The 13583-nt window shown below is 65.7% G+C and carries 9 protein-coding genes and 1 tRNA gene; 7 read left to right on the top strand and 3 right to left on the bottom strand.

All coding sequences use genetic code 11. The features are described 5' to 3' along the window. Positions 1 to 8: 8 nt before the first annotated feature. Positions 9 to 3419, top strand: a complete 3411-nt coding sequence (locus tag FRC96_RS18015) for an outer membrane protein assembly factor (protein WP_146976536.1) — start codon at positions 9 to 11, stop codon at positions 3417 to 3419. Between the two features lie 38 nt (positions 3420 to 3457). Then, complete coding sequence (locus FRC96_RS18010) at positions 3458 to 4747, top strand: Lnb N-terminal periplasmic domain-containing protein (RefSeq protein WP_146976534.1); 1290 nt, start codon at positions 3458 to 3460, stop codon at positions 4745 to 4747. A 159-nt stretch (positions 4748 to 4906) separates the two neighbouring features. Here the strand turns inward: FRC96_RS18010 and FRC96_RS18005 are convergent, their stop codons facing one another. Next, positions 4907 to 5500, bottom strand: coding sequence for a CAP domain-containing protein (locus FRC96_RS18005; RefSeq protein WP_146976532.1), 594 nt, complete (start codon positions 5498 to 5500; stop codon positions 4907 to 4909). An 8-nt stretch (positions 5501 to 5508) separates the two neighbouring features. Beyond that, positions 5509 to 6843 (bottom strand): GAF domain-containing sensor histidine kinase, encoded by a 1335-nt coding sequence (locus FRC96_RS18000; protein ID WP_146976530.1) that lies wholly within the window; start codon positions 6841 to 6843, stop codon positions 5509 to 5511. 406 nt (positions 6844 to 7249) lie between these two features. Between FRC96_RS18000 and FRC96_RS17995 the strand changes: the two genes are divergently transcribed. The 5 genes from FRC96_RS17995 (at position 7250) to FRC96_RS17975 (ending at position 13390) form a co-directional block, all read left to right on the top strand. Continuing rightward, complete coding sequence (locus FRC96_RS17995; protein WP_146976528.1) at positions 7250 to 7603, top strand: cell division protein ZapA; 354 nt, start codon at positions 7250 to 7252, stop codon at positions 7601 to 7603. Between the two features lie 113 nt (positions 7604 to 7716). Then, positions 7717 to 8328, top strand: a complete 612-nt coding sequence (locus FRC96_RS17990) for a 5-formyltetrahydrofolate cyclo-ligase (RefSeq protein ID WP_230470412.1) — start codon at positions 7717 to 7719, stop codon at positions 8326 to 8328. Positions 8329 to 8331: 3 nt separating this feature from the next. Then, positions 8332 to 10029 (top strand): ribonuclease Y, encoded by a 1698-nt coding sequence (gene rny, locus FRC96_RS17985; protein ID WP_146976524.1) that lies wholly within the window; start codon positions 8332 to 8334, stop codon positions 10027 to 10029. A 55-nt stretch (positions 10030 to 10084) separates the two neighbouring features. Further along, positions 10085 to 11416, top strand: coding sequence for a tyrosine--tRNA ligase (tyrS, locus tag FRC96_RS17980; RefSeq protein WP_146976522.1), 1332 nt, complete (start codon positions 10085 to 10087; stop codon positions 11414 to 11416). A gap of 24 nt (positions 11417 to 11440) precedes the next feature. Then, positions 11441 to 13390, top strand: coding sequence for a methyltransferase domain-containing protein (locus FRC96_RS17975; RefSeq protein WP_146976520.1), 1950 nt, complete (start codon positions 11441 to 11443; stop codon positions 13388 to 13390). A 120-nt stretch (positions 13391 to 13510) separates the two neighbouring features. On the opposite strand, the gene FRC96_RS17970 is transcribed toward FRC96_RS17975, so the two are convergent. Further along, positions 13511 to 13583: transfer RNA gene (locus tag FRC96_RS17970), tRNA-Glu, on the bottom strand.

The following is a 13583-nucleotide window of genomic DNA, read 5'->3' as shown; positions in this document are numbered from 1 at the left end:
GAGCGGGTGTGAGTGAAGTTGGCGAACAGGCATGGGGAGGGGGCTTGCGGCGTGTGGCGCTGTGGGTGTTTTTCTGCGGTCTATGCCTGGCGGCGGCGCCTCGGGTTTATGCGCAGGGCGGTGATGCGGGTGACGAGCGAGCGGGGCCGCCCGCCGCTGGCGACTCGTCTCAGCCTTCGCCGGCATCGTCGTCGGAGGGCTCGCGGGGCGCGCCGGGTGGGGTGGGGGTGCCGGTGAGCCCGCTCAACCCGCTCACCGAGATCTACGAAGAGCGCGAGGCCCGGCGCGCGGTCGATGAGGAGTTTGAGGGGCTTCCGATCGGGCGCGTGGCGTTCCGTTGCGATCTGGAGCTGTGCCAGCGCCCGCTGGGCGTGGATCGATTTCGGGAGTTGAGCGGGCTCTATGTGGGGCAGACCTACAGCCCGGAGGCGATTGAGCGGGCGGAGCGCCGGCTGCTCAAGACCGGTTTCTTCTCGGCGGTCACCGTGGAGCGGCGGCGTGTGGGGGCCTCGGTGTTTGTGTCGCTGGAGGCGCAGGGCGCGGTGCTGATTCGTCGGGTGGGCTTTGAGGGGCTCAAACCCCCGCCCTTTGAGACCGAGCTGCGGAAGGTGTTGATGTACCGCCCCGGGCAGGTCTTTCTGGAGAGCGCGGAGCGGGCTCAGGCGCAGCTTGCGAGCCTGGCGGCGATCTTTGAGCGGGAGGGCTACTACGACACCGAGGTGCGCCTGGAGGTCAACCCGGTGGCGGGGGAGCGCCACCTGGTGGATCTGGTCTTTGAGGTGACCCGCGGTCAGGAGCGATCGATCTGTGAGATCGGTCTGCGCGGGGTGCGGGGGATGACCGCCGCCCAGGCTCAAGACCTGCTCTTGAGCGACGTCTCCGTGCTCTCCAGGCGCGTGCCGCTCTTGCTGCCGACCTACACCACCGAGACGGTGCGACAGGGGCGCGATGCGCTGATCGCCGAATACCGCCGACGGGGCTACTTCCGCGCCCGGGTGGTCGGTCAGCAGGTCGAGGAGTACGGCGATTCGGGGTGCGTGCGTCTGCTCTTCGAGATGGATGAGGGGCCCTTCTGGGCGTTGACCTTTGAAGGTAGCCGACTTTTTGATGACGCCACCCTCACCGCCCAGCTGCCCTTTTTTGAGTCGGGCTACGTTGACGACGATGAGATTCGGGCAGCCGAGAGCGCGATCCGCCAGCTCTATGAGACGCGCGGCTACCCCTTCGCGCGGGTGCAGGGCGAGGAGATCGCCGAAGATCGTCTCAACCGCGCGCTGCGCTTTGAGATCGAGGAGGGGCCGCAGGTGCAGATCAACGAGGTCCGCATTCACGGGGCGCGGGCCTTCTCGGAGGCGGAGCTGCTCTCGGAGTTCGGCACCCAGGCCTTTGGCATCTTCGATACCGCGGGGTTTTTGCAGACCGATCGCCTGCTGGCCGACATGAGCGCGCTGGAGGAGCGTCTGCGCCAGCGCGGTTACCTTCAGGCGCTCTCGCCACTCTTTGTTCTGGAGGTCGATGACTCGGGGGCGGGGATGCGGGTGCGGGTGGAAGTGCGTCAGGGCCCGCAGACCCTGGTCGATCGGGTGGACATTGAGGGGACGCGCGCACTTCCGGCGGGCACCCTGGAGGCGATGCTCTCGGTCAAGCCGCAGGATCCCTTTGTGCCGATGCAGGTGCGCGCCGATCAGTCGCGTATCTCGCAGTATTACGGCTCGATCGGCTATCCGCTGGCGAAGGTCACCACGACCTGTCAGTTGCTCACCGGGGAGGAGGTCCCCTGTGAGGCGCCGCAGCTTCCGCAGACCTGCCGCGCGACGAGCTTTGCAGAGCTGGAGCGTGGGCGCTGCGAGTGGCGAGAGGGCGTCAACGCGGCGCTGGCCTGTGAGCGCGTGGAGCGCAGCCCGGTCTGCGAATTTTCCGGCGGGGTGATGGCCGAGGCGGTGCGGGTGCAGCACACCATTGAAGAAGGCCCCCGGGTGCGCGTTGGCGAGGTGCTGCTCAAGGGGAACTTCCGCACGCGCTCCTCGGTGATCTACCGCGAGCTGCCGCTGAGCACCGGGGATCGTTTTGATGTTCAAAAGCTCATCGAAGGTCAGGGAAACATGCGCCAGCTGGGGCTTTTTGACTCGGTGAGCATCGAGACGATCGGCCTGGAGAATGTCGAGGAGGGGGCCGATGAGATTGAGGCGGCGCTGATTATCAGCGTGGAGGAGTCCAGGGCGCGTTTTGTGGAGTTCAGCGTGGGTCTTGAGGGGCGCGACCTGCTCGGTGAGAGCCGGCGGCTGCTGCTGACGGGCGAGGCGCAGTATACCGACAACAACCTTCTGGGGACCGGTCAGCGTTTTCGGCCCCGGCTGATCTCGGCGGTCGACACGCTGGAGCTTGCGCAGCTCGCGCGCGCCGCCGGCGAAGGTGAGCCCGGGGAGCGGGGGCTGGACTACCTCTTTGGCGCAGAGCTCATCTACAGCCACCCGCGATTTTTAAAGAGCCAGACCGGCATCGATAAGCTCTTTCTGACGATCACGCCTTTTTATCTGCTCGACCTGCTCGGGGTGACCAACGATCAGGTGCTGCGTGAGGAGTGGGGGCTGAGGCTGGAGCTGCGCAAGGAGCTCGAAGAGATCGCCGACCGCCTCTATCTGACCTTCGGGGTGGAGGCCAAGCAGGCCGCGACCTGGACGGCCAACGACCCGCGCATTGCCGGGGAGCGCATCTTCTCCCCGCGGCGCGCCACCGCGAAGTTGTTGCCGGAGATCAACTTCGACCGCCGCGATAGCCCGCTCAACCCGCGCTCCGGGTATTATGTGGAGGTCAAGCCGGAGCTGGTCAGCGGCGACGCGCTCAGCCAGGACGGCGAAGATCTGATCGGGGATAGCTACCTGCGCCTCTCCGCGGCGCTCAGCGCGTTCTTCAGCCTGGATGATGCGGGGGATTTTGTGCTGGGGCAGGGGCTGCGCTTCGGGCAGATCGTGCCTTTTGCCGAGCGCCAGAGCCTGGTGCCCCCCGACGAGCGCTTTTATCTGGGTGGGGTGGGGACGGTGCGCGGCTTCCCCACCAACGTGCTCGGACCGGTGGGCGCGCGTCAGCAGCCGCTGGGCGGCGAGCTGATGATGAGCTATACCGCCGAGCTGCGCTATCCGCTGATCAAGGAATGGAGCGTGTACGGGGCGACGTTCTTCGACGCCGGGCTGCTCGTCGACTGTTTCGATGAGGCCGGTCGACGCAGCTCCGCGCAGTGTTATGCCAACGCCTTTCCCGATGAAGCGCCCCTCTCACAGGTGCGCACGAGCGCCGGGCTGGGCCTGCGCTATGTGATCTTTGACCAGATCCCTCTGCTCTTTGACTACGGTGTGGTGCTCGATCGCCGCCCCGGAGAGAGCTTTGGGAGCCTGCACTTTAACCTCGGGTATTCGTTTTGAGTCGACCGACGCGATGGGGCCACGCAAGGTGGCACAGGGTGGTGTTGCCGCTGCTGGCGGTGATGGTGATGGCGACGGCGCTTCTGGGAAGCGCGCGTGACGCGCAGGCCTACAACACGCCCTGGGGCAAGGGGGTGAGCCGGCCCGAAGATCTGGTGATCAGCCTGGCGACGTTTAGCCCGGGCGATCAGATCCCGCAGTGGTTCGGTCATACCGCGCTGGTTGTCGAAGATCGCCGCTACAACACCTCTCGCCTCTACAACTACGGGATGTTCTCGTTTGGCGACGGGATGTTGATGAACTTTGCGATGGGGCGGCTGCTCTTCTGGGTGGCACCCGCACCGGTGGCGCCGACCTACCAGTTTTATATCGCCGAAGACCGTGACGTGCGTGTGATCGAGCTCAACCTGGCGCCGGAGGTTCGGGCGGAGGTGGCGGCGTTTCTGGCCGATAACGTGCGACCGGAGAACCGCGAGTACCTCTATCACCACTATGACGACAACTGCGCCACGCGGGTGCGTGACATCATCGATCGCGCTGTCGGAGGGCAGTTCAAAGAGGCCTTTGATGAGGCCGATCCGTTGACGTTGCGGGGGCACACCCGCCGCCACTCGCAGCACCTTAAGCCGATGGACTGGCTCCTGATGTTCTTGATGAACAACGAGATCGACCGGCCCATTGCGGTGTGGGACGCGATGTTCTTGCCCGCGGTGCTGGAGGAGGCGGTGCTCGACTTTGAGTATATCGACGCCGAGGGCAACACCCAGCCTCTGGCGTTGCGCACCCATCAGGTGTTCAAGTCGAGCCGCGCGCCCACGCCCGAGACCCCGGCGACGCACTGGCCCTTCTGGGCGGGCGTGGGCGTGCTTCTTGGCGCGCTGAGCGCGCTGCTGGGCTGGCGGGCACAGCGCCACCCTGAGCGGCGCGCGCCCCGGGTGGTCTTTGGCCTGGTGTTGGGCGGGCTCTCCGGCGTCTTCGGGCTTGTGGGCACCGGCCTCTTTGTGATGGCCGCGATGACCGACCACACCGTGACCTACTGGAACCTCAACCTCCTGCTGGCCAACCCGCTCACCCTGCTCGGGGCCCTCATTGCGCTGCGGGTGGCGTTTGGTAGCAAGGGCAGCCGCCGGAGCCTGCGCCTGATCTGGCGCGCGCTCGCTGCGCTCGCGATCCTCGGGTTGCTCGCCCAGCTGGTGGGGCTGATCTGGCCGGCGATCTTCCAGAACATGCTCCTCCCCCTGGCGTTGCTCTTGCCCTGGGTGCTGGGCTCGGCCGCCGGCGTGGAGCTTGCCTGCGCGTCCACCGAGAGCGCGCCGACAGAGGCGTAATCCGCCTCGCGATCAGGGCAACCCAGGCATGCGGGACGCGCTGGCGATGGGCGTGTGATCTCGGGATTCCGGGCGCTTCACCCGGGCCCGGAAAGGTTGGACAACGGCTGTGAACATGACCTCGGCGCCCGGTGCTCCCAAAGCGCTTCGAGCCCGGTCTCAGTGCCCGAAGACCTGCACCCAGTAGGTCGAGAAAGGCGCGCCGGGCTCGGTGTCGTAGAGCCCCACGCCGATAAAGCGCGCGTCGGGGTTCATCAACACCCGGCAATGATCGTCAGACGCGACCCAGCCCTGCACCAGGGCCTCGCCAAGACGAAAGGTCGCGGCGATGTTTTCGCCCACGGGCTGCCCCTCAAAGCCGGCGCGTTCGGCCCGCTCCACGAAGTCGCTGCCATCGCTGCCGGTGTGGCTGAGCGCGTCCATCGCCGCCAGATCGTGAGCGTGGGCGGTAGCCGCCATCTCCAGGGCCTCATCGGCCTGCACCGGCCCCGCCGCCTCCATCCAGCCGTACTCCCCGCAATCCTGCCCGCGGGCGCGGGCCCGGTTGGTCGCCTCCACCACCCGCTCGATGCGCACCTCAACCGGGGGGCGCTCCAGATCCTCGATCTCCCAGTGCTCTCCGGGCTCGCTCAGCGGATCGACCCCCTCGGCAGGCGGCACGCATCCGGAGAGGAGCAACGCACCCGAGATGCTAAAAAATGTAACGATGGCAGGGCGCGCAAAGGCTCTCGAAATATGTCTCGAAGTCATCATGGCGAGCTCTAGCTGGCGGGGGAGTGCAGCGGAAGGTCGAGAATGAAGGTGGAGCCCTGGCCAAGCTCACTCGTCACGCGGATCTGGCCACCGAGGCTCTCGGTATAAGAGCGAACGATCCACAACCCCAGGCCCATTCCCTTGGTCTGCCGACTGGAGATCACGCGCTCAAAGCGCTCAAAGATCCGCTCGCGATCGCCCGGGGCAATGCCCTCGCCGCGGTCGATGACCTCGACGCGGGCGCCGGTGGCATCACTGGAGACGCGCACCTCGATGGGCTGGCCTCCGCCGTACTTGATGGCGTTGGAGACCAGGTTGGTGAGGATGTGGTCGAGGCGGTCGAGATCCCAGATGCCGTGAACGCCGGGAGGCGCGCTCAGCGAGAGCTGGCAGCCGGCGTCTTCCAGGGCCTGCTCAAAACGCGAGACGACGTCGCGGGCCACCACGCAGAGATCACAGGGCCCGAGCTCCGGGGCCATCCCCCCGTCGATGATGCGCGAGACGTTCATCAGCTGGTCGATGAGGCGGTCCAGGCGGTTGACCTGCCTGTCGACCGAGCCCAGACGATCGACGACCATCTGCGGGGTAAAGCTCTCGGGGTCGCGGGTGGCAAAGCGCCTCAACATCTGGGCGTGCAGCTTCAGCGTGCTCAGGGGGGTGCGCAGCTCGTGGGCGGCGATCGCGATGAAGGTGTCGCGGGCTTTGACGGCCTCGTCGAGCTCGGCGTTGGTCTTCTGAAGCGTGTGGTAGAGGCGGGCCGTCTCGACTTTCATCGCCGCGTGCGAGGCGATCCACTCGATGAGCGCGAGATCGGTCTCATTGTAGGCGGCGGTGGTGGTGTGGCGCCCCATCAGGAGCGCGCCGATGCAGTCGCCCTCGGTGGTGATCATCGGCGCGGCGATCAGGCTGTGGATCTCAATGTCGAGATCGACGCTGGCCCCGGCGGAAAGATGAGGCTCAAGCAGGCGCGGGTTCCAGCGCGGGCGGAAGTAATACTCCCGGCGCGCGATGATGCGCTCGATAAGGCCGTCACCGGCGCGGCTCTCGCCAGACGAGAACGCCCGATGCAGCGCGGCCAGCGCGTCGGGGTTGGGGTGGAAGGCCGCCGCGGGAAACACCCCGCGCGCCTCATCGACCAGGTAGACGATGCACAGATCGAAGACCACATCGGCTGTGGCCCGCGCCAGCCGGCGCAGCACCGTGCCGTAATCGAGCTCGGTGTTGGCCATCGCCCGGTAGAAGCGGATCTGGGCGTCGGCCTCGGTGCGCTCGCTGAGCTCTTCGGATCGATCGTCGAGACCTTCGGAGCCTTGCTCCAGGGTCTGCGAGGGGTGGTCGGCCATACAAACTCCACAAAAGGGGTGGCACGCGACCTGTGCAGTGTACCAGAGCTTCTCCGGATCGAAAGGGGAGCGCCCGGGGGCAACAGGGCAATCGCAAAGTCCCACAAGATTTCTTTGTGGAGAACCCACCCAATCCGTAGGGAGGGGTCTTGTGCCCCTCCCGAACTCCCAGGGCGGGGACCCACAAGGGGTCCCCCTACGGTGGCGGGTGGTGGGGACCCACTTTGCGATTGCCCTGCCGGGGGCAAGATTTGCGTCCGCCAGCGTGTTACGACTCTGTTTTGGGGTTGCCGCCCGGCTTTCCACGCTCTAATAATTGGGACCGCCTCCCCCGGGGGGCGATTTTGTCGGCAGCGCTTTGAGCGCGGCCTTATTTCGAGAGACGACTCGAAGTTCGGAGGTGCACGTGAGTTCGCAGAGTACGAAGACCGGTTCAGGCCGCCGCGCGCCCACGTCCGTCTCGGATACCGCTTCGGGGTCGGGACCGATCCAGATCGAGATCCGTGGCCAGAAGATGACGATTCGAAGCGATCGCGATGCGACCTTCGTACGCAGTCTGGCGCGATATATCGACCATAAAGCTGAGGAGCTGCAGAGCGCCGCTCCCAGTGCGCCCATAGATAAGTTGATGATGTTGGCCAGTATGAACGTGGCCGAGGAGCTCTTTGAGGCCCGAGAGGAGCTGCATCGCATGCGCGTGCAGCTCAAGGAGACCACCGAGACGCTCGTTGATTTGATCACTCAGGTCGAGGAGGCCTGAAGGCGCGATCGAAGTAGTGCTATCCCACCCCCACCGCGGTGTCTGAGCCCACGCCGAACTTCTGAGCTCGCATGAGGTTGCTTCTATTGAGGACCTCCAGGACGAGTGCAGCGGTGAGCCAGGCAGACGCCCGAAGGTTGCAAAAGACGCGCTTGCGAAACGAGCTTCGCGCGCGACGTCGGGCGTTGGATGCGCCCCTGCGCCAGCGCGCAGCGCAGGCCGCTCACGCCCGTCTTATGGCCTCGCCGGAGGTCTTTGCGGCGCGCCACATCGCCGCCTACTGGGCCCACGGCAACGAGCTCAGTGTGGCCGGCGCGCTCTACGAAAAAGTCAGCCAGGGGGCGCACGTCTACCTGCCGCGGGTCAACGCCTCCGACCGCCTCGACTTCGTCGATGCCGGCGCACTCGACGCGCTTGAGCCCGGCGCCTTTGGCATCATGGAGCCCACCGGGCCGGCCTGTGATCTGAGCCGCATCGAGATCGTTCTGGTGCCCGGGCTGGGCTTTGACCGGCGCGGCCATCGCCTGGGCTCGGGGCGCGGCTACTACGACCGCGCCCTGGCGGGCGTCACACACGCCTTAGTGATCGGGGTGGGATACGACTGGCAGCTCATCGATGACGAGCTGCCCGAGGAGGCCCACGACCGTCCCATGGACATCATCGCGACGCCCACACGCTGGCATGTGCCAGACCAGGCGTCGTCTTTACATACATCGAAGGAGTAGGACATGGAGCTGATGCTCTATTTGATCGTCGGCGGGATCATCGGGGTGGTGCTTGGCACGCTCATGGCCCGCACCCGCGCCCAGGCTCAGCAGCAGGAGCTGGTTGACCAGCGCGTCGAGGCGCTCAAAGACGAGACCGTCGAGAGCACGCGCCGGCGCGTGGAGAGCGAGGTGCGCGCCGAGCTCACCGAGAGCGTGCGCGCCGAGCTCGTCGAGAAGTTCACCGCCGAGGCCAGAAGCGAGGCAGAAGACGCCGCCCAGCGCATCAAACGCGAGGCGGAGGCCGAAGCCGACAAACGCATCAAAGATGCCGAGATCAAATCGCGCGAGGTCGTGCTCGCCGCCCAAAAAGAGGGCGAAGCCGAGCTGAAGAGCCGTCGCGCCGAGCAGCAGAAGATCGAAGAGCGCCTGAGTAACCGCGAGTCCAACCTGGACGCCCGCGCCGAGCGCCTCGACGAGCGTGAAGAGGCGGTGAAGACCCGCGAGCAGCAGGTCGCCGAGAGCGAGGCGCAGTTCTCCTCGCGCGAGCTGGAGCTGGAGCGTCAGCGCGGCGAGGTGGAGCTGGTGCTCGAAAAAGTCGCCGGCTACAGCGCCGAGCAGGCCCGCGCCGAGCTTGTGGCGCGTATGGTCAACCAGGCGGAGCTCGAGGCCAACCGCAAGATCAAGGTCATCGAAGAGCAGGCCGAAGAAGAAGCTGATAAGCGCGCCCAGAAGATCATCAGCGTGGCCGTGCAGCGTTACGCCGGCGACTTCGTGGCCGAGAAGTGCGTCAGCGTGGTGAGCCTGCCCTCCGACGACATGAAAGGCCGCATTATTGGTCGCGAGGGCCGCAACATCCGCGCGCTGGAGGCGGCCAGCGGCGTCGACATCATCATCGACGATACGCCGGAGGCGGTCATCGTCAGCGGCTTTGATCCGGTGCGCCGCGAGATCGCGCGCCGCTCCCTCGACAAGCTCATCGCCGACGGTCGCATCCACCCCACCCGCATCGAAGAGGTGGTGGCCAAGACCGACCAGGAGGTCGCCCAGAGCATCAAAGAGGCCGGTGAGCAGGCCGCTTTTGAGCTGGGCATCCACGGGCTGCACCCGGAGCTGATCAAGATGGTCGGGCGGCTCAAATACCGCACGAGCTACGGCCAGAACATGTGGTCGCACTCCATTGAGGTCGGCTTTTTGTGCGGGCTGATGGCCTCCGAGCTCGGCGTGAACGTCAAGATGGCGCGACGCGCGGGCCTTCTGCACGACATCGGTAAGGCGCTCACCCACGAGCAGGAGGGAAGCCACGCCATCATCGGCGCCGACCTCTGCCGCAAGTATGGCGAGCACGAGATCGTGCGCAACGCCGTGGCCGCCCACCACAACGACGAGCCCCAGAACTCGGTCATCGCCCACCTGGTCATCGCCTCCGACGCTCTCAGCGGTGCTCGCCCCGGCGCCCGACGCGAGATCCTGGAGACCTATGTGAAGCGCCTCGAAGATCTGGAGCGCATCTCGATGGGCTTTAAGGGCGTGGAGAAGACCTACGCCATTCAGGCCGGCCGCGAGATCCGCGTGATGGTCGAGCATGGCAGCATCGACGATGCCGGCGCGTTTGCGCTCAGCCGCGACATCGCTCGCAAGATCGAAGACGAGCTCACCTACCCGGGCCAGATCAAAGTGACGGTGATCCGTGAGACCCGCGCCATCGACTACGCCCGTTGATTCTAATCAAGTGTAAGTCTCTGAAACAAAAAGACTATTTGAAATTGGAAAGACCATGACGCAAGAACCCGCCGAGTTTCAAAGCGACGTCCTCCAGGAGCTTGCCTGGCGAGGATTCATCTACCAGCAGACCCACGAGGAGCTCGACGAGGAGCTTAGCAAGGGGCCGATGACGCTCTATTGCGGCTTTGATCCGACGGCCTCCTCGCTGCACGTGGGCAACCTGGTGGGGATCATGGGGCTTGCGCATTTCTTCCGTCATGGCCACCGCCCCCTGGCGCTGGTGGGCGGTGCGACCGGCCTGATTGGCGACCCCTCCGGGCGCAGCACCGAGCGCAACCTGCTCGATGAAGACACGCTTCAGGCCAACCTCGAGAGCATCGGTGCGCAGCTCACGCGTGTGCTGGGCGCCTCGCGCACCCTTCACCGCGCCGAAGATGCGCAGGCCGGCGAACCTGTGGCGATGGTGAATAACGCCGATTGGTTTAAGGAGTGGAGCTTTATCGACTTCCTGCGCGAGGTCGGAAAGCATTTTCGCGTCAATCAGATGCTCGCCAAAGACTCGGTGCGCGCGCGGTTGGAAGAGCGCGAGCAGGGCATCAGCTACACCGAATTTAGCTACATGCTGATTCAGGCCTACGACTTTCTGCACCTCCATCAGAACGAGGGGTGTCGGCTGCAGATTGGCGGGAGCGACCAGTGGGGCAACATCACCGCCGGCGTCGACCTGACCCGTCGGCGCACTGGTGCGTCGACCTTCGGGTTGACCTTCCCGCTGATCACCTCGGCCGATGGCAAGAAGATCGGCAAGAGCTTAGGCGGCGCGGTCTACCTCGACGGGGAGATGACCAGCGCGTACGCCTTCTACCAGTACTGGATCAACCAGGGTGATGCAGACTGCGGGCGTTTTCTGCGCCTCTTTACCTTCCTGCCGAAGGACGAGATCGAGGCGCTGGAGGCGAAGATCGAGGCCGGTGAGAACCGCGGCGAGGTCCAGCAGGTGCTGGCCCGCGAGGTCACGACGCTGATTCATGGCGAGGAGGAGTGCGAGAAGGTCATTCGCGCCAGCCGGATGCTCTTTGGCGAGAAGATCGAGGGGCTCAACGACCGCGATTTGACGTCGATCTTCGCCGAGGTGCCCTCCACCGAGGCGGCGCGCTCGACCCTGGCGGCCGGTGAGCTGGGGCTTCTCGATGCGCTGGTGGAGACGGGCCTGCAAAAATCCAAAGGTCAGGCTCGCCGCTTGCTGGAGCAGGGCGGGGTGTACATCAACAATGAGCGCGTCGAAGACGTCGCCAAAGTGCTCGGTGAAACCGATCTGGCCAGCGAGTCGATGCTGGTGCTGCGGGCGGGCAAGAAGCGCTACCACGTGGTGCGTTTTGTGTGAGTGAGCCTGTGTGAGTGAACCCGAGTGAGTGAGACGCGCGCCGGCGAGGAGGGGGGGCGGAAGATCGCGCTGGCGCTGGCGCTCAGCGTGGTGCTCACGTTGTGGGTCGCGCTTTGCGAGCCGCCCCCGCGCGAGGCGGTGGGGCGATTTCTGGGCGTTGTGGGGCTGAGCGCGCTCCTGCTGGGGTGGGGCGTGCGGGGGGGCTGGGGCTGGCTAAATGGCGAGCCGCGCCGCTGTGGTGTTTTTGTCATTCTGGGAGGGGCGCTGGCGCTGAGGCTGGCAGCGTGGATGGCGCCGGTCTCGCTCTCCGATGATGTGTGGCGCTATGTGTGGGACGGGGCGATCGTGGCCGCCGGGGAGAACCCGTATGCCGAGACGCCGCGTGAGCGGGTCACTCGGATGCAGGGGGAGGGCGCCGTGGCGCGGGCTGAGGCTGGCGAGGAGGCGGGGGCGTCGTCGCGAAAGGCGCTTCAGCGGTTGAACAGCCCGGATTACCACACGGTGTATCCGCCCGGGGCGCAGGCGGTCTTTGCTTCTGCCGAAGTCGCTTCGGGCTGGCTGGGAGGTGTCTCGGAGCGGTGGTTGCGCCTATTCTTTGTGCTGGCCGATCTGCTGGCGGTGCTGCTGATCGCCCGCGCGCTCATCGCGATGCGGCGCGCGGTGGGGTGGGCCACCCTCTACGCCTGGCACCCGCTTGTGGTGTGGGAGGTTGCCGGCGGAGGTCACACCGAAGCGCTGGCCGTGGGGCTGATGGTGGCGCTAGTGCTGATGGTGGGTCGACGTCGTCCCTGGACGATCGGCGCGGTGATCGGGCTTAGTGCGCTGGCGAAGCTCACCTTTCTCATCGTCAGTCCTCTTGTCGGCGTAGCGCTGTGGCGGCGAGGACGTTTTCGAGATGCGTGGGTGGCGGCGCTGGTGGCTGTTGCGGTGCTGGTGGCGGGCTATGCGCCTTTCTGGTTTGAGGCGTTGATCGCCAACCAGCGGGAGAGCGTGGCGCTCTATGCCGGCGTCTTCTCGTTTGATGCGCCGCTTTACTACGCGGCGCGCTACCTTCTGGGCTACCGCGAGGGCCTCACCGAACCGGTGACGCACGTGCTTTCGCCGGTGCTCCAGCTGGCGACGATGATTGTCATTGCGGCAGCCACCCTCTGGCAAAACGGCACCCGGGGGCGTCTGGTGGCGTCGATGGTGGTGGCCTGGGCGGGGTATCTGGTGTTTAACCCGGTTGTGCATCCCTGGTATGCGCTGGGGCTTATGGCCGCGGCGGCCCTGGCCGGGGCCTGGTCGGTGAGCCTGGCGGCGCTCGGGTTGATGCTCTCGTATCTTTTTTATGTTCCGGCGGTGGGCCGCCCCGAGGAGATCGTGGTGATGGTCGTGCAGAGTGTGTGGGCGGTGGCGGTGGTGGGCTTGCAGGTGGGACCGAAGGTGATCGCGTGGGCGCTGCGCCGGCGCGCAAAGACCAAGTTCGATGCGGTGCGGCCTTACCTTCGACCCGGTGACAGGGTGCTTGACCTGGGGGCGGGGGAGGGCTTTGTGGGGGAGCTCGTGGCCGAGGCGGACTTTGAGGTGATGTTGGCGGAAGTCGACGATCGCAACCGCACCGCGCTGGAGATGATCACCTACGACGGGGAGTCGCTGCCCCTGGACGACGATCAGTTTGACGTGGCGATCATCGCCTACACGCTGCATCACGCTCGCCGCCCCGATAAAGTGCTGTCGGAAGCAGCGCGGGTGGCGCGCCGCCTGGTGATTCTGGAGACGGTCTATGAGCGGGAGTGGGATCGCAGGCTTGTGACCTTCCTCGATCACAGCGCGAACCGCCTGCGGGGGATGGCGCCCGAGTCCCTCGCGTTTGATCGGGTGGAGGGGTGGCTTGAGCGCCTTCATGCCCGGGGGATGCGGGTGCTCACCTGGAGGTGGCTGGGGCGCGGGGTGCATCGCCACGTGATCATCGTGGCGGACCGGGAGAGCTGAGCGCAATCCTGGCTTTTAAACGTTAAAGGCCATGAAGTTCACGCTCTGTGGTGACGAGCGTGCGTTGGGCCAGGCAAGAAACAAAAAAACCGACTCATGTGCATGAGTCGGTTTCTTGAGCGTCCCCTACGGGATTCGAACCCGTGTCGCCGGCGTGAAAGGCCGGTGTCCTAGGCCTCTAGACGAAGGGGAC

The organism is Lujinxingia vulgaris (assembly GCF_007997005.1).
Lineage (GTDB): Bacteria > Myxococcota_A > Bradymonadia > Bradymonadales > Bradymonadaceae > Lujinxingia.
Note: the sequence above shows the minus strand (reverse complement) of the source record. Positions and strands in the feature narration are given on the sequence as shown.

Coding starts and splice junctions, on each gene's coding strand:
- FRC96_RS18005 (WP_146976532.1), bottom strand. CDS start 5,500: ATGATGACTTCGAGACATATTTCGAGAGCCTTTGCGCGCCCTGCCATC.
- FRC96_RS18000 (WP_146976530.1), bottom strand. CDS start 6,843: ATGGCCGACCACCCCTCGCAGACCCTGGAGCAAGGCTCCGAAGGTCTC.
- rny (WP_146976524.1), top strand. CDS start 8,332: ATGGAGCTGATGCTCTATTTGATCGTCGGCGGGATCATCGGGGTGGTG.
- tyrS (WP_146976522.1), top strand. CDS start 10,085: ATGACGCAAGAACCCGCCGAGTTTCAAAGCGACGTCCTCCAGGAGCTT.